This window comes from Streptomyces sp. NPDC088732, assembly GCF_044751205.1.
Lineage (GTDB): Bacteria > Actinomycetota > Actinomycetes > Streptomycetales > Streptomycetaceae > Actinacidiphila.
Window position 1 is genome coordinate 110462 of record NZ_JBIVLI010000008.1, and the last position, 22058, is coordinate 132519.

Here is a 22058-nt window from a genome sequence, read left to right on the forward strand (position 1 = left end):
TCGCCCAGAGGGTTCCCGCCACAGTGAGCGGCACGTGCGCTTCCGGGTGCGATTCCGGTTGCGCTTCCGGTGGAGCGGAAACCCGGGCACGCATTCCTGGGACGGTCCCTTTCTGGTTCCGGGGAGGCCGTCGTCCTCCAACCGTGCGCGACGCGGGCGGACTTCTGTTTCCAGGGGTGTCCGCGGATCATCATGAATCGGACCCCGGCCGGTCACTCGGCGATTGACGCTTTCATGACGGCGATCGATCCCGTCTTGACGTGATCCACACGGGCCGCCCCCGTACGATCTGGTGCGGCGGATGCTCCTTGTCGTGCACGGGACCGCTGACCGATCGAGCCGGAATGGCGACACCGGGCCGTCGGCGACCTGGTCGCACCGATGAATGCGATGCCGGCGAGTACGCCGATCGCAGCGAGCTCCCCTTTTCAGAAAGCTGAGAGACCGTGATGATGAGCCTTGAGCCAGTGGAAGAGCTGGTCTCCGCCACCGACTCCCGATATGTGTGGTCCTATCCGGTCGATCAGCCCGTCGCGGGCTCGCGGGAGAAAAAGGTCCGGACGGTCTGGTACGTCGGGCTGCCGCTCACATCCGCTCATCGCGGCAGCCACTCCGGCGGCGGTGCCCTGATCGACGACGCGGGCGACCAGTCCCGCTACGCGAATGAGGGAACGGTCTATCCGCATTCCTCGCTGGTCGAGATGATCACGTATCAGAACGCGTGCTTCCCGGAAATCGGCTGGCAGTACCTGGACATGAGCCATCTCGACTGGGAGAACGTGCGGGCGCGGATCCAGGCGGACCCGCCGGACGTGGCGGCCTTCACCGTCTATTCCTCGACCGCCATGTGGGCCTACATCGTCGCCGCCGAGATCAAGCGGGTGAATCCGCGGGCCGTGATCGTCTTCGGCAACGACCACCCGGGGATCCTGCACCGCGAGGTCCTGACGGGCGCGTACGGGTCGAAGATCGTGGACTTCGTCTGCACCGGCAACAACGGGCCTTTCACCATGATGGGGCTGCTGTCCTGGCTCGAGGGAGGGCTGGAACTCTCCCGGATCCCGTCGCTGGCCTACCGGGACGCCTCCGGGGAGGTCCGCAACCAGCCGGCGCCCACCTATCCGCTGAACGAGCGGATGCTCCCCGACTACCGTCTCATCGAGGCCGAACTGGAGGCCCACTACGACGACGCGTTCAAGGTCTGGTATGCGTCGCACTACGCATTGCAGCGCATGGTCACCTTCCCGCTCGACGGCGGCTGCAACTGGGGCCGGCGCCCCACCCGCCGGTGCCTGCACTGTTCCATCCAGGGACTGACCCCGAAGACGACCGACGTCAACGCGGCCGTCTCCGCTCTGGAGATCCTGGTCGGCGAGCTGAAGTCCAATGTCTACGCCGCCGGCGACTCCACCCTGGGAATGTCGAAAGCGCAATGGGGCGGGCAGACCTCGTTCCTCGACGAACTGGCCGAGGCCTGCGCCGCGTCGGAGATCCTCCGGGGCGAGCGGTTCATGCTCGCCTACGGACTCGTCTACGAATTCCTGCAGTCCGCCGAGCTGTGCAAGGGCTTCGTGAAGACCTGGAACGTCGGCATCGAGGCGTTCGACCCCAAGTTGCTGAAGGACAACTCCAAGGGCATCAACAAGGGGCCCGACCGGGTCATCGAGGCCCTGGACCTGGCGCAGAGCCTCGACTACAAGATGTACCTCTCGGGAATCCTGGGCCTTCCGGGAACCACATTGCGGCAGTTGAAGGAAGAAGTCGACAACTGGCTCTCCATAGCGGAGACCTACGCGGGATCGATCACCACGATATCCGTCGCCGCGCCCGCGATCATTCCCGGCTCCCGCATGTACCGTGACGCGTTCAAGCAGCACGCGGTGGTCCGGGAATGGCACGGCGAACTGCTTCCCATCAGGAAGCTCTCCGAACTGTACATCCGCGAGAACACCGAAGTGGAACTGGCGGACGTCGAAGCGGCCCTCACCGAACTCGGCCGCGGGGTCATCGCCCTGGACAACGCCGGCGGCAACATCAAGTTCGGCGGCTACATGCTGGGAGGCGTCGACCACGAGGAGACGTACGAACGCCGTCTGCTCCAGGAGATCTTCACCCAACTCCGCTGACCCGCCGGCCGACCGGCCCGTCAGGGGTGGCACCGACGCTTCGGTGCCACCCCTGACGGGCCAGGGCTTGATCAAGTTCCTCGAGTCCGAGGATTCTCAGCAGGCCGATGGCGAGGTTGCGGAGGGTCGCCATGGCGCGGGGTGCGGTGCCGGTGTGGATGGTGAGGCGTCCTCGGCCAAGGTCACGTCTCTGACCTGGTGCAGTACTACGGCAAGAGGAATCAGAACTACGGCCACCTGGAGTCGGGCACCTGGGGAAGTACAGGGCCATGGGCATGACCTTCTGGTTCGACTGGTCGGACAACGTTGCATTCAGCGGAAAGTTCACCGTCATGAACATCTGCGCCAAGAACCCGAACCTGAACGTCCACGGCCTCTTCACCTGAGACCATACGGGTTGCTCACCGCCGGGGGAGAAGTGGGCAACCACTTCTCCCCCGGCTTTCCTTGCCATCGGAAGGCAGCGATGATGTCGAGTTTCTCGGACTGGCAGGACCGGATGCTGCGAGCGGTCTGGCGGCACGGGGAGCAGCTCCCCGAGGAGGTACTGACGTGGATGGCCGAGCTGTACAGCGAGCGTGGAGAAATTCGCGAATCGGAGTTCTGTGAATCCTGGACCGCGCGAACCTTCTCCATGGCGAGATCGGCCTTCGAGACGGTCACCAGGTCGGCGGAGCAGGACACCGGGAAAGGGGCCACCGGCGACGACTTCTGCTGCATCGACTACGTGCGCGACCCGGACCTGGGACCGGTCGGCGTGGTCCACATCAAGTCGGCGGAGGTCTCCGCACCCGATTCGGCAGAGGTTCTGGGTGCTGTGGCGGAAGGAGTGCAGGAATTCGTCATGAGCCACCATCGCGTGACCTGGCCCGTCTGCCACGAGCACGACCGCGGTCTGCATGTGGGTTACTTCCATGAGACCGCGGTCTGGAAATGCACAGGAGGGAATGCAGAGGGTCACGTGGTAAGAGCGATTGATCCTGCCGTTCAGCCGTAAAGCACGGCGGGGCGTCGAGGGCGCCGCACAAAACCGCGTCAAAGCACTTATTGCAGGCGGGCCCCGCCAGGGCTTGGGCGAGTGGGGTCGGGCGGTTGGTCGTGCCACGGTCGACGCCGCCGCTCAGTCCGGGGCGCCCCGGTCCTCACCGGTCACGTCGTCGATCAGCAGCGCCTCGACGGCGGTCGCGAAGTCGGAGAGGACGGGGTGGTCGAAGAGCAACTGCACCGCCACCTGGACCCGCAAGGCCTCGCGCAGCCGGCCGACGACGCGGGTGGCGGCGAGGGAGTGGCCGCCGAGCGCGAAGAAGTGGTCGTCCGACCAGACGCGGGGAACGTCCAGCACCGACGTCCAGACGTCGGCGACGAAGTACTCGGCCTCCCCCTGCAGCGGCACCCGGGCGCGCCCCGAACTCTCCGGGGGCTGCGGAAGCGCCGCACGGTCGACCTTGCCGCTCGGCAGGGTCGGCAGCGCCGCCGACGTCAGCCATCGGCGGGGCACCATGTGGTCGGGCAGCAGGCGCCGAAGCCGGGCCTCGACGGCCGCCGTGTCGACGCCGTCGGGGACGAGGTGGCCGACCACATGGGCGGAACCGCCCTCGCCGGAGACCGCCACCGCAGCGTCAGCCACCTCGGCGTCGGCCCGCAACGCGGCCTCCACCTCCCCCAGTTCGATCCGGTAACCGCGCACCTTCACCTGGCTGTCGCGGCGGCCCCGGTACTCCAGCGTCCCGTCGCCCGACCGGCGGACCATGTCGCGGGTGCGGTAGCACCGTTCGCCGGGCACGAAGGGGTCGTCCGTGAACGCCGCCGACGGCAGGTTCCGGTAGCCGCGGGCCACGCCGCGACCGGCCACCCACAGCTCGCCGGTCACCCCTGGCGGCACCAGGCGGCCGAGCGGATCCACCACGTAGCAGCGGGCGCCCGCCACGGGCCGGCCGATCGGGACCGGCCCGTCCGGCGACTCGGTCACGCGGTGCACGGTGGTCGTCACGGTCGCCTCGGTGGGCCCGTACGCGTTCCACAACTCATCGACTCTGGCCAGCAGTTCACGGGCGAGCGTCGCGTCCAGCGCCTCGCCGCCGGTGACCGCCCTCGTCCCCGGGCCTCCCGGCCAGTCCGCGGCGAGCAGCATGCGCATCGTCGTGGGGGTCAGGTCCACGAGGGTGACGCCACTGCCCGTGATCCGCTCGGCCAGCGCGTACCCGTCGTTGGCGCAGGCCCGTTCGACGACGACGCAGCGGCCTCCGGCCGCCAGCGGTGTCCAGATCTCCTGGGCCGAGATGTCGAAGGACAGGGGCGCGACGGCCGCCATCGCGTCCTCCGGTCCGACCCCGGGCGTCACGCGGAATCCCTCGACGCAGGCGGCCAGGTTGGCGTGGGTGACCTCGACACCCTTCGGGCGGCCGCTCGACCCCGAGGTGTACAGGACGTAGGCGAGGTCGTCGGGGCACGCCCCGGGCAGCGCGCGCACGGCGTCGCAGGCGAACAACGCGTCGCCGTCGAGCGCGCCGGGCAGGCCGGGTACGGCAGGCCCGCGCACGATCACGGCCTTGACGCCGCCGTCCGCGGCGAGCCCCGCAAGCCGTTCGGCCGGCTGGTCCGGGTCGAGCGGCAGATAGGCCGCGCCGGCCCGCCACACCGCCAGCAGGACCGCGGGCAGCAGATGATCGCGGGGCACGCTCACGCCCACGACGTCCCCGGCGCCTGTCCCGGCGGCGAGCAGTCCCGAGGCGGCACGGGCGGACAGGACGGCCAGTTCGGCGTAGGTGAGGGATCCGCCGGGGCCGGTCACGGCGACCGACCCGGGCCGGGTGCGGGCGGCGTCCAGGACGGCGTCCAGTACGGTCGCCGGCATCGACACCGGCAGCGCGGGTCCGGCGGCGGCAGCCAGCAGGGAGCCGCGCTCCCGGGGGCTGACCAGTTCGAGTCCGGCGAGCGGCAGACCGGGCTGTGCCAGCCCGGTGCGCAGGATCCTGAGCATGCGCTCGGCGAAGGCCTCGGCGTCGGTCCGCGTGAAACGCCCGGTGGCGTACTCGATCTGGAGCTCGGCGGCGGTGGACGTCCGCGTGACGAAGACCGAGAACTCGTTGGCCGCGGCGCCGCTCCCCCGGTCCGAGCGCAGGTCGAGACGGAAGGCCCCGCGGGACACCGTCGCGGGCTCGTCGAGCGGCAGCATGGTGATGACGACCGGGGTACGCGACGCGCCGGCGCTCCGGTGGGCGGGCAGACGGTCGATCAGCTCGCGGGCGGGGAACTCCTGGTGGGCGAGGGCGTCGACGGTGGTCGTGGCGCAGTGCCGGACCAGGTCCCGGAAGGTCTGTGCGCCGTCGATGCGCAGCCGCAGCGGCAGGGTGTCGACCAGGGGGCCCAGCAGGCGTTCGGTCCCGGTCCGGTGGCGGCGGGCGGCGGCCGCGCCGATCACCACGTCGTCGTGTCCGGCCAGCCCGCCGGTGACGAGTCCCAGGGCTGCCAGGTAGCAGGCGAACGGGGTCGTCCCGGTCTCGGCGGCGAAGCGGGCCAGGCGGGCCGGCAGGGACTGCTCCAGGGTGACGGTCACGCGGTCCGTCGCCCAGCCGGGTGCCGCATCGGCCCCCGGCAGGTCGTCGGGGATGACGGCGCCTTCCAGCGCGGTCCGCCAGTACGCGTCCAGCCCGTCGTGGCGCGGGCGGTCGCCGTCGAGTTCCCGCTCGTGGAGGGCGAGGTCGCTCACCTGCAAGGGGAGGTCGTCCACCGGGTCCCCGGCCAGCTCCGCTGCGAGTTCACGCAGGAAGACGGCGACGGAGGCGCCGTCGAAGGCCATGTGGTCCACGGCGACGACGAGTTCGCCGGCGTCGTCGGCGGTGCGCGCGAACGCGGCCCGCAGCAGCGGGGTTTCGCTCCCGAGGTCGAAGGCGTGCCCCGCCGTCTCCCGGTGCAGCGCGTCGAGACGCCCCTGCCGCTCGTCGGCGGTCAGGGCGCGCAGGTCGGCCACGACGACCGGCACGGACACCGCGGGACCCACCACCAGGTACGGCTCGGTGTCGAACCGGACGGTGCCGCGCAGCACTTCGTGGCGGCGCACCATGGCGTCCAGCGCCTCGCGCACGGCCGGTCCGCTCACCGGACCCGCCACGCCGATGCGCATCGTCAGGGTGGTGACGGGCGCGTCCGGGGCCAGTTGGCGCAGCAGCCAGAACTCGCGCTGCATGGCGGTGAGCGGGTAGCGGCTCAGGCCGGGCGTACGGCGCGGGGGCGGTTCGGCGGCGATGGCGTCCGTGGTCTCCATGGCAAGCGCCAGGGATGCCGCGGTGGGATGGTTCAGGAAGGTCGCGAGCGGCACCGGCGTCCCGCGCCGCCGTCCGAGCTCGCTGACGACGCGGGCGGCGGCCAGCGAGTGGCCGCCGAGGTCGGCGAAGCGGTCCTCGGCACCGACCTGGTCGATGCCCAGGACCTCGGCGACCACGTCCGCGACGAGCCGCTCGGTGTCGTTGCGGGGAGCCGTGTACGGGGCGTCCGGCCGCCGTCCGGCGGTGATGACGGGCAGTGCCGCGCGATCGACCTTGCCGGTGGGGTGGACGGGGAGCCGGGGCAGCACCGCGATGCGCCACGGCACGGCGTGCCGCGGCAGCCGCGCGGTCAGCCAGGCGCGCAGTTCCGCCTCGGTGGCCGTGTCCGACTCGGCGTATCCGACGAGCCGGTCCTCGGCGGCCAGGACGACGGCGTGCCGGACGCCGGGGTGGTCGGCGAGCACGGCCTCCACCTCACCCGGTTCCAGGCGGACGCCGCCGACCTTCACCTGCTCGTCGGCGCGTCCGACGAAGTGGTAGGTGTCCCCCAGCCGCCGCACCAGGTCGCCGGTGCGGTAGCCGAAGGAGCCGAAGCGCTCGGCGGTCAGTTCGGGGCGGTCGAGGTAGCCGCGGGCGACGACCGGCCCGGCGATCCACAACTCCCCCGTCTCTCCTTCCGGCAGGACCGCGCCGTCCGGGGAGCGCACGGACAGTTCCGCGCCGGCGATGGGGCTCCCGATCGAGGGGTTGCCGGTGCCGTGCCGGTCCACCTCGGTCATGGTGCAGCACACGGTGCACTCGGTGGGGCCGTAGCCGTTGACCACCCGCCGCACCTGGGGGTGGGCGTAGACCCGGTCGCACAGGGCCCGGGTGACCAACTCGCCGCCGGTGATGACGGTCCGTACGTTCGGCGGCAGGGTGTCGCGCAGCAGCGCCGACAGGGCGGACGCCGCGGCGATGAGCACGGTCACCTCGGACCGGGCCGGGAGCGTCGGCACGGCGAACAGGTTCTCCGCCAGGATGACGGTGCCGCCGGCCGCCAGCGGGGCGCAGATCTCCACGGTCGACGGATCGAAGCACACCGACGTCGCCGCCAGCATGCCGCCCAGTTCGTCCGCGGAGAGGAACTCCGTGAACCAGCGGATCAGGTTGTACAGATTGCGGTGCTCCACGACCACGCCCTTCGGCGTACCGGTGGAGCCCGAGGTGTAGATGACGTACGCAGCGTCGTGCGGATCGGGCCGCACACCCAGGGTGTCCGCCGGCCGGGTGTCCTCGACGGGGACGGACACGGCGGACGGCGGCACGATGTGCTCCGTGCCCCTGGAGGTCAGCACAGTGGAGAGCGAGGCGTCCTCCGCGATGAACCTGATGCGCTCCTCGGGGTAGGCCGGATCCAGCGGCACATAGGCGGCACCGGCCTTCAGCACGCCCAGGAGCGCGGGAATCAGCCACTGGTCCCGCTGGACGCACAGACCGACACGGTCGCCGCGGCGCACCCCGGCGGCGTGCAGTCGCCCGGCAATTCCATTCGCCAGGCGATCCGTTTCGGCGTATCCGAGCCGGATGTCGCCCACCACCACGGCCGTACGGTCCGGAGTTCTCCGCGCTTGCTGCTCGAATGCCTCGTGCACACAGGACGCATTCACATGACGATCAGTTCTCATTGGGCTCACTGTCCACCGTGCGCATTGAGCATGCCGCGGCCCAGCACCGCCGCAATTCTCCGACTCGACTTGTTCTCAAACGGATGTGAACGTTAGCACCGCCGCACCACCCGTAACGGGCGGCGAAATCAAGGCCGCGTCAAGGCCGCGTATGAATTCCGGGAACGCCCACACCGCGTACGTGGCACCGGCCGGTCACCGGCATCGGGGAAGGGCCGGAGCCTTTCCCCGACGACGGCATTCCGGGCGGCGCGGCCAAGAACTACCGGCTACCGCCCGGCGGACGACCCGGCTCCTTTCAGGTGCCGGTCCAGGAACCGGCAGCCGTCCTCGAGTTCGAACCAGGGGGTCCCCGTGTGTCCGCCGAGATTGGCGTGCAGTGTCTTCTCCTTGCTGCCGAAGGCGTCGAACAGGTCCAGGGCCCGTTGCCGGGGGTTGCCCTGGTCGTCCCACTGGAGCAGGAACAGCAGCGGGACGGTGACCTGACGCGCCTCCTCGCGCTGGGCACGCGGCACGTACCCGCCGGCGAAGAAGCCGGCGGCCACGATGCGCGGCTCGGCCACCGCGAGCCGGATGCCGAGGGCGGCCCATCCCCCGGAGTACCCGACCGGGCCGGTGATACCGGGCAGTTCGAGGAGGGCGTCCAGTGTGGTCCGCCATTCCGGGACCGCGTTCTCGACGAGCGGGCCGATGAAGGACTCGAAGATGTCGTCGACCGGCTCGCCGGCCTGCATCGCCCGCCGGAGGTCGGCGCGGGCCTGCTCGTCGGCTTCGGAACGGGGACGGTCACCGCACCCGGCGGCGTCGATGGTGGCCACCGCGTAGCCGCGCGCCGCGGTGTGGCGGGCCCGGGCCACCAGCCGGGGATCGGCCTTGGGCAGGCCGTTGTTGTGGGACATCAGGACCAGCGGGGCCGGTGCGGAGCCCGGGGTCCACAAGGTGCCGGGGATGTCGCCGAGGGTGAATTCGCGCTCGACGACGCCGTCGTCGAGGCGCTGTTCGGAAGTGAAGTGCACGGTCGTGCCTTTCGGGAGAGCTCGTGGAACGGCGCTCCCGGACGGCCTACCGCCCGACCGTGACCCCGGAGGGGAGCACCCATGTCGATACTGCGTCCACGGGTACCACCTCCTCGTTCTCTCGCACGGCCTCGCGGAGACTAGCAACCGCCGCCGCGGTCCGCCAACGGGTTTTCGCGAAGTCGTCGCGTGGACGGTGTCACATACGGCGCCGCCGCCCTGTCGTCATGGTCGGAGAGCACGCCAGTCGCGCAGCGGAGGTTCCACACCATGGGCGTCGAGCCGTCACGGCGAGCCGAAGGCCACCTGCACACCGACCAGCCGGCCAGGCTCCTGGCAGGACTGCGCACGGACGCCGAACGGTCCGGCACGCGGGGCACCCTCGACACCCCGTGGGGCCGGTGCACGCTGGAGACCGGGCCGGACTCGCTCACGATCCGCGTCGAAGCCGCCGACGAGGACGGCCTCCGGCACGTCCGGAAGCTGGTCTCCGACCGCCTGCGGGAGATCGGCGGAGGCGAGGCGGCCCACGTCGCCTGGCGACCGGCCGGACCCGCCGCGCCCCGCCCCTCGCGACGGGGCGGGAAGCTGGTTCTCGCCCTCGTCGTCGCCGTGGTCGTCGCCGCCCATCTGGGCCTGGGCGGTCTGCTCCTCGCGTCCGGCCCGTGGAGGCACTGGGCCCTCGGCGCCCTCCTGGCCGTCGTCCTGGCCAAGGCCGCCTTCCTGATGCTGCGCCGCCGCAGGGCCCGCCGGGTCGCCCAGTCCTGATCGGCGCCTGACGCTGCCGGGGCCCCGCCCGGACGCACCTCGCCCCGCCGCGGTAAACTGCTGACAGCGGTGGTCCTCGCGACTGCCGCGCGGCGGTGGGGCCCGCCGTACCCGAACCGCGGTGAGGATGCCGCCAACGGTCCCTACTTGTGACGATCCGCGCCCGCGACACGGCGCCGCACGAGTAGGAGACGTATGACCTCGCAAGAGCCCTTCGCGCCGATGACCGAGCCGATCGATCCCGACATCCCACAGCCGGCTCCTGCGCCGCCGCGGGCTTCGCAGGTCCGGGGGCAAGGGCCTGCCGTGGGTGTCGTCGCGATCGGAGGAGTCCTGGGGGCGTGCGCCCGCTACGGCGCGGGCCTGCTGTGGCCCACCGCGCCCGGCGCCTTCCCGTGGACCACGTTCGCGGTCAACGCGGTCGGCTGCGCCGTGATCGGGATCTTCATGGTGGTCATCACCGAACTGTGGTCCGCGCACCGGCTCGTACGCCCCTTCTTCGGCACCGGCGTCCTGGGGGGCTTCACCACCTTCTCGACCTACACCGTCGACATCCACACCCTCATCCAGGACGGTCACGCCCAGACCGCGCTGGCCTACCTGGCCGCGACCCCGGTCGTCGCCCTCGCCGCGGTGTGGGGCGCCGCGACCGGCACACGCCACCTGATCGCGAGGAGGCAGACATGACACGGCTGCACGGCAATGCCATGCGCTTGACGATCTTGATCGGCGACAACGACACCTGGCACCACAAGCCGCTCTGCACGGAGATCGTCCACCGGGCACACAAGGCCGGCCTGGCAGGCGCCAGCGTCTTCCACGGCGTCGAGGGCTTCGGGGCCTCGTCGCTCATCCACACCGCCCGGCTGCTCTCCATGAACGAGAACCTGCCGGTGGCCGTCACCGTCGTCGACCACGAGGAGCGCATCCGCGCGTTCCTGCCGCAGCTCGACGAACTCGTCACCGAAGGCCTGGTGACCCTCGACGAGGTCGAGGTCATCCGATACGTAGGACGGGGAAACCACTCGTGAACTGGGCACTGGTCATCGCGGGGGCCATCGTCGGCGCGCCCCTGAGGTATCTCACCGACCGAGCCGTCCAGACGCGGCACGACACCGTCTTCCCCTGGGGCACCTTCACCGTCAACATCGTCGGCTGCCTGGTCCTGGGCACCCTCGCCGGCGCGGTCACCTACGGCGCCGCCTCCCGGTCGGTGCAACTGCTCGTCGGTACCGGATTCTGCGGGGCGCTGACCACCTACTCGACGTTCTCCTACGAGACGCTGCGCCTGGCCGAGACCGGAGCGAGGTTCTTCGCGGCGGCCAACGTCGTCGCGAGTGTCGTCGCCGGCCTCGGGGCCGCGTTCATCGGGGGCGCGCTCGCCCAGGCGATCTGGGCCTGAGCGGCGGGCAGCGCCGCTGCACATCGAGCGGCGGGTGTCGCGGTTTCAAGGCCTGCCGCATCCCTGAAGTGCCGTAAACGGTCCGCGGCTCAGGTGGTCGGATCGGTCAGGGCAGTATCGCGGGTGTCCGTTCCGCCCAGTTCCTCGGTGATCGCCAGGGCTGTCCGCAGGAGCGCGGACTCGGTCCCGATGGCGTGCTCCGGTAGCGAGGAGGTGGTGCCCACCAGGGCCACCGTGGCCGCGACGTCATGTTCGTCGAAGACGGCCGCGGCCAGGACCACGCCATCGATCGACGGCACCCGGATCCGGCTGAGACCGCGGGACCGGCACGGCTCCAATTGGTTTTGGAGCTTCGCCCGTTCTTCGTCCGGGATGCGGGAGAGGTACCTCTTGGTCCTCTCCTGATCCCCGGACAGCGCGACGAAGAGCCTGGTCTGCGCCGAGTCGGGTCCCAGGGTCGACCCGATCCGGACGGTGATCAGAATCGGGTGGGTGCCGGCTTCCGACACCAGCGAGACCACCGGACCGGATGCGCCCCACACGGACAGCACCACGGATCGGCCCGTGTCGAGCGACAAGGCGTCCATATGGCGAGGTGCGATGTCCAGCACGCGCCGCTGGCCCTGGGCGACGGCGCCGAGCTGCAGAAGCAGCCGCCCGGGGACGTACGCCGTCGGGTCGTCCGGCGCACGTTCAAGAATCTCGTCGAGGACCATCGAGGTGAAGTAGCGGTGCACGGTGGTCCGGTTGAGTCCGATCCGTGCGGCAGCCTCGGCCACGGTCACCTTCGGCTTGTTGAGCGTGAACAACCGCAGGATTTCCGCGACGCGGTGCACCGCCTGGATGTCGCCGGTGCCGCCCCCGCTGGTCAAGCCCGCTCCTCACGTTGCTTTCACGTGCAACGAACTCTACCGAGCGCCCGGCACGGGGTTCAAATGGACAGGAGTCCGGCTGCGTTCTCCCCGGTCATCAACGTGATGTCGGCCGCTGCCACACCCTCGTCCAAGAGCACCCGGACCATCCTGCGGTACGCGGTGACCGGCAAGGGGTTGCCTTTCTGCCCGAGGTCGGAGGAGAGGATCGTCCGGCCGGGGCCGGCTGCCCGGTAGAACTCCGTGATCCGGTCGAACGGCTTGTCCTTCGGGTCCCGGCCGACCAGCATCGCCAGGCAGTGCTCGACAAAAGCACCAGCGCGGCACCAGTCGGCAATGCTCGAGGGGGAGGCGCCGAGGACGAAGTCGGGGTGGCTGATCACGATCCTTGTGACGCCCGCTTCGAGCGCGCCCGGGATCAGCACGTCGATCTCGGCGGCCGGCAGGTGCCCGCAGTTGAGGATGGCGGACTCGGCGGCGATCACGTCGAGGATGTCGCGGGTGGCGGCGTTGAGCTTGCCGGACTCGTCGAGCACACTGATCGGCTCGTTCTCCCGCAGCGGCACGCCCGCGATCGGGAATCCACTGTGGTTGTGCGCATGGAAGTCCAGGTGTGCCCGCGAGGCGATGGTCGGGAACCACACGACCTTGCCGCCCATGCGCAGGGCCAGTTCGACGGCGTACGGATTGAGCCCGCCGACGGTGTTGTTGAGCGCGATACCCCCGTAGACCTTGACGGGAATGTCCCGCAACCCGGCCTGTTCCAACGCGAGGATGTCGGTCTGCATGCTGTGGTGGTGGGATTTGGCCACCAGGGCGCGGAATCCGAGGGATGCGGCGTCGGCCGCAGCGTCCATGATGGACATCCGACGGGGGAACGGGCTGGGGGCGGGGTGGGTGTGCAGGTCGACGGCGCCGGTGAGCAACGCGTCCACCTCGGGGTCGGCGTGCAGCCGGTCGGCGTCCAGCATCGGGTCCCACAGTGCGTTCGCGGTCTGCGTCATGGGTTCGTCCTCGTCTCGTGGTCAGGTTTGTGGTCGGTTCGGGCTACTTGACGGCCATCGCGTTGGGCGGTGAGCCGACCCCGCCCCGCAGATTGAGTGGCTTGGCCGTCAGCAGGAACTCGTACACGCCGTCCTCGGCGCAGTCCTCGGCCAGCTCGTCGAGCTTCCACAGTTCGCCGATGATCAGCCCGAGCAGCGCGATGAGCGGGCGGTGCATCATGCCGTTGTGGGAAGGGCCGCGCGGGGGCGGCGGTTCTTCCGGGTCGACCCAGCCGGAACCGGCATCGACCGGAAAGGACTCCAGGCCGCCGTTGTCCGACGCGGCAAGGGAGATCTGGTGGTCCCACAGCCACGCGAGCATCTCCTCCGACTGGTGCAGGCCCGGGCTGCCGGTGCGGGCCGCACGCTGCTCCGGTGTGGAGTTCAGCCAGTGCCGGGCCCATCCGGTGTGGAGCAGCAGGATGTCGCCCGGGCGGAACCCGACCCCGAAGTGCCGGGCCATCGCGTCGAGGTCGGACGGTGTGATGCCCTGCGGCGCGTCGGGCGCCAGGGGTTCGCCGATGCTGTCGAACCAGCGCACGGCGTCGAGCAGGACGCCCCGGCCCACGATGCCCTTCTCGGCGAGGAGCTGGATACCCAAGGAGGGTGTGCCCACGTCGATGTCGGACTCCTCGACGCCGCCGTAGAAGCCGTAGCGGGGGTGGCGGATGTGCCGGAGGCCGTCCACTTGGGAGGTGGACTGGAGGTAGAACGAGTCCAGCCAGTCGTCCCGGTGGTGCGGGTTGTTGGAGAAGATGTGGTGAGCGGTCGGCGGCCGCGTGCCGGTCAGGCTGGGCACGAACGCGTTCAGTGGGTAGTCCAGGTTGAACACCCGGCCCCGCTCGACGAGTGCGGCGCCGGCGAGGGCGGTCCGCGGTGTGAGGAAGTTCAGCGTGCCGAGCTGGTCGCCCGGGCCGAACACGTTCCACGAGGAACCCGGTGGGGCGTCGGTGCGGCGCAGCAACTCGTCATACCGTGGAACGGTCGCGGGGGTGGAGTTCATTGGTTCTCCCGGGTCGGGGGCGTGAGGTGCGTATCCACGGCAGCAGGAACGGCACGGCGACCGCGTTGAGTACGGACAAGGTGAGATAGGCGAGGACGTAGTCCTGCGTGGTCGAGTAGATCTGGCCGAGGACCAGCGGTCCGGCCGCGGACCCCAGGCTGGTCCACGTCTGGAACTGGGCGAACTTCCTGGGGAAGTCGTCGATCCCGAACAGCTCCACGATCACCTGTGATCGGATCAGGATGGTGTTGCCCAGGCTCTGTCCGATCAGTGCGGCTCCGAGGAACAGGACCCAGCCGTACGGTGCCAACCCGACCAGGGCGACCCCGACGGCTTGTGCGCAGAAGCTGGTCATCGTCCATCGGTGCAGGCCCAGCCGGCGGATACCGGCGCTGCCGACCCACCGTGACGCGACCGCTGCCCCCGTCGCGACGGCGACCGCCAGGCGCGCGCCGGTGAAGTCCCGGGACAGCCCGGTGGCCACGATGTAGGTGGTCGCGCCCAGCTGCGAGGCGCTGATCAGGCTGAACGCCACAACCAATGGCCAGTGATGGAGCAGCGGAACCGACCTGGCCGGCAGGACAGGCATACGCGTCGGTGTCGGCCGTGCCGCTGTCGCCCAGGTGCTGAGGGCCAGTGCGCCGCAGCTGACCACAAGGAAGCCCGCCGCGATCAACAGGAACGATCGGGTGGCTGCCGCCTGGGTGGTCAGCAGGAGGGCCAGCACTGGTGAGACCAGGATGCCGCCGGCCGAGGAGCCGGAGGTCGCCAGTGCCATTCCGGCTGTGGGTCTGCCGTTGAAGACCCGTACCAGCACGATGGTCCCCACCACCACGATTCCGCCGCTGAAGATCGCGCCCAGCGTCGTGAACGCCGCGATGACGACGATTCCGGTGGGACGGACGGCCATCGCTGTGATGGCCGTCGTCCCGCCCAGTACCGCGCCCAGCATCACCAGGTTCGGGCTGCGCTGTCCCAGGCGGGCGAACAGCGGCCCCGTGAGTGCGCCCACCACGAAGAAGCCGGTGCTCCCTATGGACAGCTCCGCCGCGCTCACTGTGCCCGAGCGGAGGAACGCCGCGATGTAGATCGGGATGCCGTAGACCGCGACACCGCTGCCGGCGGTCTGCAGGACGAAGACAGCGACGGCGACGGGCGTGGCTTTCCTGTCCGGGCGCATACCTGGCCTTCGTGCGGAGTGTCATGCCTTGGCGCCGGCCCGTTCGCCCACCGTGTTCAGGTCGACCCCGCGTGTCTCCGGTCCGACTGTGACGGCCAGCAGGATGATCACCCCGCCGAACGCCGAGAGGATTCCTGCGGTGTAGTGGAAGGGCACGAGATGAGCCAGCCACAGCTGGTAGTAGGAGAAGAACGCGGGGATGACGACCGCGGTGCTGTAGGCGACACCCCAGCCCGACGACCGGACCGCGGTGGCGAAGCGTTCGTTGATGTAGGCGGGGAGCACACCGAGCGAGCCGACGGTGAACACGTTGGTCAGCGCGGCCAGGATGGTCAGTTGGACCCAGCCGTGCACGTTCCCGCTGCCCATCAGGGTGAACGTGACCGGCGTCAGCAGGACGGTGGTGGTCGCGGCGATGTAGAGCGCCCGCTTGCGGCCGATCCGGTCGCTCAGCCAACCGTAGAAGAGGTAGGTCGCCATGCCCGGCCACGCGTTGACGAGCTGGGTGTGGGCGAGGTCGGAGGCGGTGTAACCCTTGTTGGACAGAAGCAACTGCGGCATGACGCTGCCGAGCATGTTCACCGCGAAGAAGACGCCGGTCATGATGGCGTACGACTGGAGGAACGCCCGGCCGGACGACCCCTTGAGCATGTCGCGCAAGGGAGACTTGGAGTGCGACGTCTCCTTGTAGACGTCCGAGTCCTCGACCCTGCGCCGCAGGAACCAGGCGACCGCATAGGACAGCAGGGCGCCGATGAGGAACGGGATCCGCCATCCCCACTGGACGTACGGCGAGTGCAGCCCGGCGTTCGGCGCGAACAGCAGGACGATGGTCGTGAGACCGGCCACGAAGAACGGGCCGCCGCTGGCTGAGCACTGGACGAGCGCGCCGGTGAATCCCCTACGTCCCTGGGGTGCGTACTCCAGGGCCATCGGCGTGGCAGCGGTGTACTCCCCGCCGAGGAAGATGCCTTCGATGAACCGCAGCCCGATCAGCAGCGTCGTGGCCAGTGTGGCGCCGACCTGTTCGGCGCCCGGCAGGAGTGCGATGAGCAGGGAGATCGTGCCGAACCCGTAGATGGTGACCGACCCGACTCTTCGCCGGCCGATCTGGTCGGCGAAGTGGCCGAACAGCAGGGCGCCGACGGGGCGGCCGATCAGGGTCGCGGCAAAGGTCATGCCGACGAACACCGACAGTTGGCTGGGCGAGAGGCTGGACTGGAAGTAGACCATCGCGGGCAGCAGGGACGTCGATGCCACGTAGATGGAGTAGGAGTCGACGGCGAAACCCGCCCAGGCACTGGTGATCGCCCGCCGTCTGCGGGCCCGTAGGTCGGAGTCGCTGGGTCTGGCACTGACTTCGGTGATGGAGGACATGGCTGAGGTCCCTTCGGCGCTGAAGGCACGGCGTATGGCGGAGTGGGTCAGTTGCCCGGGGCCGGGTACTCGTCGGCGTTGAGTACCCAGCCGGGCTGGGCGGAGAAGTCGTGGCGTGGGCCCGAGAAGATGTCGATCAGGTGGTTCACACCCGATCCGATGGCCTGCGAGGTGTGCACCGTGGGCGGCGGAATGATGGCCACAGAGGGGCTGCCGACGCGGGCATGGTCCTCCGGCCGCCAGGAGGTGGCGTCGGGGCCCCACGGCGTCTGGATGTGGTGGACGTAGGTACCCGCGACGACCAGGCTGCATTGTTCGAAGTCGTCGTGCGTGTGCGGCGAGAGCCGGTGCGGATCACGGGGACCGTTGCCCGGCTTGAAGAACCCGACCATGAAAGCGCGGGTCCGGAAGAGCCGGCCGAAACGCTTGGGGTCCTCCGGAACGTCGGCCATGAGGTAGGTCCGCCAGCGGTAGCCCCCGACCGGCTCCGGCCATGGCTCCAGCGGTGCGACTCGTGGGTGCGGCTCGGCGTACCGATCGGCGTTGGCCGCCCGTTTCGCCCACTCCGCCTCGTCGGACTGGATGAGTTGCACGATCGGGCCGGCGCCTGTGCTGACGATCTCGCTGGAGCCGGGCGGGACGACGACCAGCGCGGGGCCGGTGACCGTGTGCTGCTCGCCGGATCCGGTTCCGCGGATGGCGCTGTTCCCGTCGATCAGCAGCACGACCTGTTCGGATGCCAGCTCGGCCGAGAAGATGGTGTCGCCGGACTCCGGCTGAGTGTGGATCAGCACGAAATTCTGCCCCCGGACGATCCACTGCCGACTGCCCGCCCCGGTGACGGCGCTGGGCGCGGTGATGGAGAAGTCGAGGAACTGCGGCGCGGCAATGGCGTCGCCCGACTGCTTGGGTGTCTTCGCGGACAGCGCGGCGCGAAGGTCGTCCTTGGTGTAGGTCACGAGTTCTCCTCGGCACGTTCGAAACGCAGGTGCAGGCGTCCTTCCAGGTCCAGCCCACGGCTCAGCCGCACGGGCATGCCGACGCGCAACGAGTCCGGCTCGGCGTCCACGTGCGACAGGACGCGAGGGCCTTCCGCCAGTTCGACGTAGGCGATGACGAAGGGGGCTCTCCCCGCGTACTCGCCCTGACCGCGGTGATTGACGGTGTAGGAGTGGACGGTGCCGTTACCGGAAAGCGCCTCCCAGATGAGGCTGTCCGACATGCAGTGCGGGCAGCGGGGACGCGGGTACCAGACCAGAGTGCCGCAGTCGGTGCAGCGGGGAAGTTCCAGCCGATCGTCGGCCAGACGTTCCTCCAGGCGGGTGAGGACCTGGTCGTGCGGGATCATGCGTCCTCCGCTCCGAGTAGCAGGGTGGCGGCGGCGGTACGGAAGCCGAGGTTGCCGCCGTGGCCCTGGACCAGCCCGATCCTGCAGTCCGGGACTTGAACCTCCGGCGCCGCCTCACCGCGCAACTGGCGGACGGCCTCGATGGTGCGGATCATGCCGCCGCGGGAATCGGGGTGGTTGTTGCACAGGCCGCCGCCGTCGGTGTTGAACGGCAGCCGGCCGTCTGCGCGCAGGGTGCCGCCGGTGACGAAGGCCCCGCCCTTGCCCTTCTCGCAGAAGCCGAGGTCCTCCAGGCTCATCAGCACGGTGATGGTGAAAGAGTCGTAGATCGACACGTAGTCGACGTCTTGTGGCGTCAGTCCTGCCTCGGCGAACGCGCGTGGCCCGGAGACCGCGGCGCCCGTGCGGGTGAGGTCGATCCGGCCGGTGGCACTGTGCTTCACCGTCTCCCCGTGCCCCAGCACCTTGACCGTGCGCCGCGGGAGCGTGCGGGCGATCTCCTCCGACACGATGACCAGTGCCCCGCCGCCGTCGGTGGTGACGCAGCTGTCCAGCCGGTGCAACGGGTCCGAGATCATCGGCGAGTTGACGACATCCTCGATCGTGACCGGGTTGCGCAACAGCGCGTTGGGGTTGTACTGCGCGTGGTGCGCTGCCGCGACCTTGATCTCCGCGAGCTGTTCGGAGGTGGTGCCGTATTCGTGCATGTGCCGCCGTGCCGCCAGGGCGTATCCCGCGGGCACCGTGACGCCGTAGCCGGCCTCGTACGGGTGCTCGGGGCCGCGGGCACCGCCGGTGGTTCCTCCTCCGTTCAGCGGAAGCCCGGCCATCGCGACCAGCGCCACACGGCACTTGCCGGCCGCCACGGCGGCAGCAGCATGTCCCACGTGCATGGGATAGGACGCCCCGCCGCCTTCCGTGACGTCCACATAGGACAGATCGGTCAGGCCGAGGTAGTCGGCCATCGCGATCGAGCCGAGCCCGGGTACTTCCGAGCAGAAGAACCCGTCGACATCCGCCGGGCCGAGCCCGGCGTCGGCGAGCGCGCCGTAGGCGACCTCAGCCGTCACCTGGGGCACGGTGCGGTCGGGAATCTTGCGCAAGGGATGCTCGAAGGCACCGGCGATGCGCGCGGACACCTGCCTGGTCATGGGGATTCTCCTCGCAGATCGACGGTGTAGGCCGCCTCGGTCAGCGCGGCGACGTGATCCGGGGTGACGCCGGGAGCGCACTCGCGCAACGTCAGCACGCCATCGACGAACTCGAACACGGCCAGGTCGGTGTAGACGCGATCCACCACACCGGGGCCCGTGAGAGGGAAGCTGCAGCGCTTGAGCAGCTTGGGGTTTCCCTGCTTGTCGACGTGGGTCATCATCACCCAGACGCGGCGGGCGCCCGCAACCAGATCCATCGCACCGCCCACCCCGGGATTGCCGCCGGGGACAAGCCAGTTCGCCAGGTCCCCGGCCTCACCGACCTGGAGCGCGCCCAGCACGCACAGGTCCAGTCGGCCGCCCCTGGCAAGGGCGAAGGAGAGCGACGAGTCGATGGAGGCGGCGCCCTCGAGCAGGGTGACAGGGTTCTTGCCCGCGTCGGTGACATCCGGGTCCGGCTCACCCAGCGGGGCCGGGCCGACGCCCAGCAGGCCGTGCTCACAGTGGTAGACGATCTCCTTGCCGGGTGTTGCCTGTTCCGGCAGGAGCAGCGGCACACCGATGCCCACGTTCACGCACCAGCCGTCCACGAGGTCGTCCGCCACCCGGCGGGCCATCTGCGCCCTGGTCAAGCTCAGCTGTGCGCTGGTCATCGGACCGGCTCCCCTGCGGTTTCCACGACGTGGTCCACGAACGGACCCGGCAAGTGGATGTCATCGGGCGGAAGGGATCCGGCGCGTTCGACGCGGTCGGCCTGCACGATCGTGGTGCGGGCGGCCATCGCGGCCAGCGGGTTGAAGTTGCGGGCGCCGAGCCGGAACCGGAGGTTGCCGTACCGGTCGGCCCGATGTGCTTTCACCAAGGCGAAATCCGGTCGCAACGGCGACTCGAACACATACGGGCGGCCGTCGATCACGCGGACTTCCTTCTCCGCCATGGTCTCGTGAGCCACGCCGCCGTCGCCGTAACGGACCACGAATCCTCCGTTGGCGAGCATCGTCCCGGCAGCGGTCGGGGTGTAGAACCCGCCGAGGCCCGAACCTCCGGCGCGCAGCCGTTCGGCCAACGTGCCCTGCGGCACGAGTTCGATCTCGACGTCGCCCGCGAAGTACCGCTGGAAGAAGTCGGGGTTGACGGGGAAGGAGCAGGAGAACCTGCGGACCCGGTTCTCCTTCAGCAGCCTGCCGATCCCGCGCTCGCCCGGCAGGCCACGGCCGCCGTTGTTGGCGATGATGTGCAACTCGCGCACGTCGCTGTCGCACAGCCCGTCGATCAGGTCGACCGGCACCCCGGTCTGGCCGAACCCGCCGATGGCGATGGACATTCCGCTACGGACTCCGGCCAGGGAGTCCGCGGCACCCGGCCGGATCTTGTCGATCATCGGACGGCCGCCGGCAGGGCCTCGCGAGCCTGCGACAGCGTCCGCCGGGCCGCTTCGGAGATCATCCCAGTGTCGTTGCCGACCAGGATGAACCGGCAGCCCTGCTCGGCGCGCAGGTGGATCTGCTCCCCGCCCTGAACCACCGTGCCGACCGGGACACCGGCACGGACCGCGGCCCGGATCGATGTCGTCACGGCCTCGTGGACGTCCGGTGAGCCGCCAGGCACCCCCAGGCTGAGCGAGAGGTCCCCGGGCCCGATGAACACGGCATCCACACCAGGCACGGCGAGGATCGCCTCGATGTCCTCGACCGACTCCCGCTCCTCGATCATCGCGATGCGCGCGATGTCCTCCTGGCCGGCGCGAACGTACTCGGCCGACCCGCCGCTGATGCTGCCCCACAACCCCGCCCGCGCGGCCAGTCCCATCCCGCGCGTGCCGGCCGGAGGGAACAGGAACTGCTTCATGGTCGACTCGGCCTGCGCGGCGTTGGAGACATGCGGCACGAGAATCCCGGCAGCTCCCGCGTCGAGGTATCGCTGTGCATCGCCGTAGCCGTGGTCAGTGATCCTTACCAGCGGCGCGACGTTCATCCGGGAGTAGAGCACGACCAGGGAGTACACGTCGCGCACCGAGAGCAGGGCGTGCTCGGTGTCGATCACGACGAATTCGAAGCCCGCCGCCGCGATGATCTCGGCGATCTCCAAAGAGGGAATCTTCACGAACGTGCCGACCACGGGCGGCCCGGCCGACTTCAACAGCTGCTGGAACATGATCACGATCTCCGTTGATGGACAGCACCAGAGCGGTTCATTATGCGAACAGGCTGTTCGCGATACGCAGCATTACATCGATCGCCCGACCGGGCAAGGGGGTGGAACGGGATCCAATTGGTTGCCAGTTGCCGACGATCCAGCGCCTTGCGCCGGTCAATGACCCGCCACCAGCGCCCGGTCGGCTTCCCGTATCCACGTCGTAAGCCCTGGTCGCCCCGGTTCGGCAACGCCGCCCGCAACGGGACACGCAGGCGCGGGCGCCCAGCGGACATGACGAACCCGGAGCAGGAAGCCCGGTAGTGGCCGACGGCAGCGGGCCACGAACGGCGCACCACCCATGCCATCGATCTCGGTGCGGAAATATCGGCGCAGGTCACCGCGGGCTTGATCCGCTTGGACGGACCCGTGATCGCCGCCCTGGGCGAGACCGCGCTGCGCAATTGGGTGCGGCAGGCCGAGACCGACGCGGGCAAGCCAGCAGCGCCTCCGCGGCGTTCGCACAAGCTTCGGCGCCCATGCCGCCCTCGGCCCGACACCGCCGACAACCACTCCCCCGCACCACCCGATGCCCCGCACCCTTGGGCCGCGTGCAGGAGTCCTTTCAGAGCCACTCCCGATCAAGCGCCGTCCCGGACGACCCCGTGCGGAGATGTCCCCCCGGAACTCTCCGGGGGGACATC

At 69.8% G+C, this 22058-nt stretch carries 19 protein-coding genes; 6 read left to right on the forward strand and 13 right to left on the reverse strand.

The window, feature by feature from the left end; genetic code table 11:
• Positions 1 to 452: 452 nt before the first annotated feature.
• Together ACIP9H_RS15860 and ACIP9H_RS15865 are read left to right on the forward strand one after the other, a co-directional pair.
• The gene (locus ACIP9H_RS15860) at positions 453 to 2126 is read left to right on the forward strand and encodes a B12-binding domain-containing radical SAM protein (protein ID WP_401592210.1); all 1674 of its coding nucleotides are present in this window, start codon (positions 453 to 455) and stop codon (positions 2124 to 2126) included.
• 556 nt (positions 2127 to 2682) lie between these two features.
• The gene (locus tag ACIP9H_RS15865; RefSeq protein ID WP_401592208.1) at positions 2683 to 3123 is read left to right on the forward strand and encodes a hypothetical protein; all 441 of its coding nucleotides are present in this window, start codon (positions 2683 to 2685) and stop codon (positions 3121 to 3123) included.
• Between the two features lie 123 nt (positions 3124 to 3246).
• On the opposite strand, the gene ACIP9H_RS15870 is transcribed toward ACIP9H_RS15865, so the two are convergent.
• Together ACIP9H_RS15870 and ACIP9H_RS15875 are read right to left on the reverse strand one after the other, a co-directional pair.
• A complete protein-coding gene (locus tag ACIP9H_RS15870; RefSeq protein ID WP_401959458.1) occupies positions 3247 to 8058 on the reverse strand; it encodes an amino acid adenylation domain-containing protein in 4812 nt (1603 codons plus the stop codon).
• A gap of 269 nt (positions 8059 to 8327) precedes the next feature.
• Positions 8328 to 9074, reverse strand: coding sequence for a dienelactone hydrolase family protein (locus ACIP9H_RS15875; RefSeq protein WP_401592204.1), 747 nt, complete (start codon positions 9072 to 9074; stop codon positions 8328 to 8330).
• Between the two features lie 189 nt (positions 9075 to 9263).
• Here ACIP9H_RS15875 and ACIP9H_RS15880 point away from each other — a divergent pair, with 189 nt between their 5' ends.
• The 4 genes from ACIP9H_RS15880 to crcB (ACIP9H_RS15895) all read left to right on the forward strand — a co-directional run bounded on the left by ACIP9H_RS15880 (position 9264) and on the right by crcB (ACIP9H_RS15895) (position 11244).
• The gene (locus ACIP9H_RS15880; RefSeq protein WP_401592202.1) at positions 9264 to 9842 is read left to right on the forward strand and encodes a DUF2218 domain-containing protein; all 579 of its coding nucleotides are present in this window, start codon (positions 9264 to 9266) and stop codon (positions 9840 to 9842) included.
• Between the two features lie 222 nt (positions 9843 to 10064).
• The gene (crcB, locus tag ACIP9H_RS15885; protein ID WP_401592308.1) at positions 10065 to 10529 is read left to right on the forward strand and encodes a fluoride efflux transporter CrcB; all 465 of its coding nucleotides are present in this window, start codon (positions 10065 to 10067) and stop codon (positions 10527 to 10529) included.
• Complete coding sequence (locus ACIP9H_RS15890; protein ID WP_401592200.1) at positions 10526 to 10873, forward strand: DUF190 domain-containing protein; 348 nt, start codon at positions 10526 to 10528, stop codon at positions 10871 to 10873. Before crcB (ACIP9H_RS15885) ends, ACIP9H_RS15890 begins: the two co-directional genes overlap by 4 nt.
• The gene (gene crcB, locus ACIP9H_RS15895) at positions 10870 to 11244 is read left to right on the forward strand and encodes a fluoride efflux transporter CrcB (protein WP_401592198.1); all 375 of its coding nucleotides are present in this window, start codon (positions 10870 to 10872) and stop codon (positions 11242 to 11244) included. Before ACIP9H_RS15890 ends, crcB (ACIP9H_RS15895) begins: the two co-directional genes overlap by 4 nt.
• 89 nt (positions 11245 to 11333) lie before the next feature.
• On the opposite strand, the gene ACIP9H_RS15900 is transcribed toward crcB (ACIP9H_RS15895), so the two are convergent.
• The 11 genes from ACIP9H_RS15900 to ACIP9H_RS15950 are packed head-to-tail and all read right to left on the reverse strand — an operon-like array spanning position 11334 to position 21375.
• Positions 11334 to 12116: an IclR family transcriptional regulator gene (locus ACIP9H_RS15900; RefSeq protein WP_401592196.1), complete on the reverse strand. Its 783-nt coding sequence runs from the start codon at positions 12114 to 12116 to the stop codon at positions 11334 to 11336.
• A gap of 59 nt (positions 12117 to 12175) precedes the next feature.
• Entirely contained in the window at positions 12176 to 13120 is a 945-nt protein-coding gene (locus ACIP9H_RS15905; protein ID WP_401592194.1) for a DUF6282 family protein, read from the reverse strand.
• 43 nt (positions 13121 to 13163) lie between these two features.
• Positions 13164 to 14162: a cyclase family protein gene (locus ACIP9H_RS15910; RefSeq protein ID WP_401592192.1), complete on the reverse strand. Its 999-nt coding sequence runs from the start codon at positions 14160 to 14162 to the stop codon at positions 13164 to 13166.
• The gene (locus ACIP9H_RS15915) at positions 14128 to 15342 is read right to left on the reverse strand and encodes an MFS transporter (protein WP_401592190.1); all 1215 of its coding nucleotides are present in this window, start codon (positions 15340 to 15342) and stop codon (positions 14128 to 14130) included. Before ACIP9H_RS15915 ends, ACIP9H_RS15910 begins: the two co-directional genes overlap by 35 nt.
• Positions 15343 to 15363: 21 nt before the next feature.
• Positions 15364 to 16719, reverse strand: a complete 1356-nt coding sequence (locus tag ACIP9H_RS15920) for an MFS transporter (RefSeq protein WP_401592188.1) — start codon at positions 16717 to 16719, stop codon at positions 15364 to 15366.
• A 47-nt stretch (positions 16720 to 16766) separates the two neighbouring features.
• Positions 16767 to 17678 carry a hypothetical protein gene (locus tag ACIP9H_RS15925; protein WP_401592186.1) on the reverse strand — a complete coding sequence of 304 codons (912 nt, stop codon included), beginning with the start codon at positions 17676 to 17678 and terminating at the stop codon, positions 16767 to 16769.
• Positions 17675 to 18067, reverse strand: a complete 393-nt coding sequence (locus ACIP9H_RS15930; RefSeq protein WP_401592184.1) for a Zn-ribbon domain-containing OB-fold protein — start codon at positions 18065 to 18067, stop codon at positions 17675 to 17677. The genes ACIP9H_RS15925 and ACIP9H_RS15930 overlap by 4 nt, the downstream gene beginning before the upstream one ends.
• Positions 18064 to 19218 carry a thiolase domain-containing protein gene (locus ACIP9H_RS15935; protein WP_401592182.1) on the reverse strand — a complete coding sequence of 385 codons (1155 nt, stop codon included), beginning with the start codon at positions 19216 to 19218 and terminating at the stop codon, positions 18064 to 18066. The genes ACIP9H_RS15930 and ACIP9H_RS15935 overlap by 4 nt, the downstream gene beginning before the upstream one ends.
• Positions 19215 to 19874: a 3-oxoacid CoA-transferase subunit B gene (locus ACIP9H_RS15940; protein WP_401592180.1), complete on the reverse strand. Its 660-nt coding sequence runs from the start codon at positions 19872 to 19874 to the stop codon at positions 19215 to 19217. Before ACIP9H_RS15940 ends, ACIP9H_RS15935 begins: the two co-directional genes overlap by 4 nt.
• Complete coding sequence (locus ACIP9H_RS15945) at positions 19871 to 20602, reverse strand: CoA transferase subunit A (RefSeq protein WP_401592178.1); 732 nt, start codon at positions 20600 to 20602, stop codon at positions 19871 to 19873. The genes ACIP9H_RS15940 and ACIP9H_RS15945 overlap by 4 nt, the downstream gene beginning before the upstream one ends.
• A complete protein-coding gene (locus tag ACIP9H_RS15950; protein ID WP_401592176.1) occupies positions 20599 to 21375 on the reverse strand; it encodes an HpcH/HpaI aldolase/citrate lyase family protein in 777 nt (258 codons plus the stop codon). The genes ACIP9H_RS15945 and ACIP9H_RS15950 overlap by 4 nt, the downstream gene beginning before the upstream one ends.
• Positions 21376 to 22058: the final 683 nt, after the last annotated feature.

Bases quoted from the DNA above. Each gene is read 5' to 3' on its own strand.
- ACIP9H_RS15870 (WP_401959458.1), bottom strand. From the start codon at position 8,058: ATGAGAACTGATCGTCATGTGAATGCGTCCTGTGTGCACGAGGCATTC.
- ACIP9H_RS15945 (WP_401592178.1), bottom strand. From the start codon at position 20,602: ATGATCGACAAGATCCGGCCGGGTGCCGCGGACTCCCTGGCCGGAGTC.
- ACIP9H_RS15865 (WP_401592208.1), top strand. From the start codon at position 2,683: ATGGCCGAGCTGTACAGCGAGCGTGGAGAAATTCGCGAATCGGAGTTC.
- ACIP9H_RS15905 (WP_401592194.1), bottom strand. From the start codon at position 13,120: ATGACGCAGACCGCGAACGCACTGTGGGACCCGATGCTGGACGCCGAC.
- ACIP9H_RS15890 (WP_401592200.1), top strand. From the start codon at position 10,526: ATGACACGGCTGCACGGCAATGCCATGCGCTTGACGATCTTGATCGGC.
- ACIP9H_RS15910 (WP_401592192.1), bottom strand. From the start codon at position 14,162: ATGAACTCCACCCCCGCGACCGTTCCACGGTATGACGAGTTGCTGCGC.
- ACIP9H_RS15940 (WP_401592180.1), bottom strand. From the start codon at position 19,874: ATGACCAGCGCACAGCTGAGCTTGACCAGGGCGCAGATGGCCCGCCGG.
- ACIP9H_RS15935 (WP_401592182.1), bottom strand. From the start codon at position 19,218: ATGACCAGGCAGGTGTCCGCGCGCATCGCCGGTGCCTTCGAGCATCCC.
- ACIP9H_RS15860 (WP_401592210.1), top strand. From the start codon at position 453: ATGAGCCTTGAGCCAGTGGAAGAGCTGGTCTCCGCCACCGACTCCCGA.
- crcB (WP_401592308.1), top strand. From the start codon at position 10,065: ATGACCGAGCCGATCGATCCCGACATCCCACAGCCGGCTCCTGCGCCG.
- ACIP9H_RS15950 (WP_401592176.1), bottom strand. From the start codon at position 21,375: ATGTTCCAGCAGCTGTTGAAGTCGGCCGGGCCGCCCGTGGTCGGCACG.
- ACIP9H_RS15930 (WP_401592184.1), bottom strand. From the start codon at position 18,067: ATGATCCCGCACGACCAGGTCCTCACCCGCCTGGAGGAACGTCTGGCC.
- ACIP9H_RS15920 (WP_401592188.1), bottom strand. From the start codon at position 16,719: ATGTCCTCCATCACCGAAGTCAGTGCCAGACCCAGCGACTCCGACCTA.
- ACIP9H_RS15915 (WP_401592190.1), bottom strand. From the start codon at position 15,342: ATGCGCCCGGACAGGAAAGCCACGCCCGTCGCCGTCGCTGTCTTCGTC.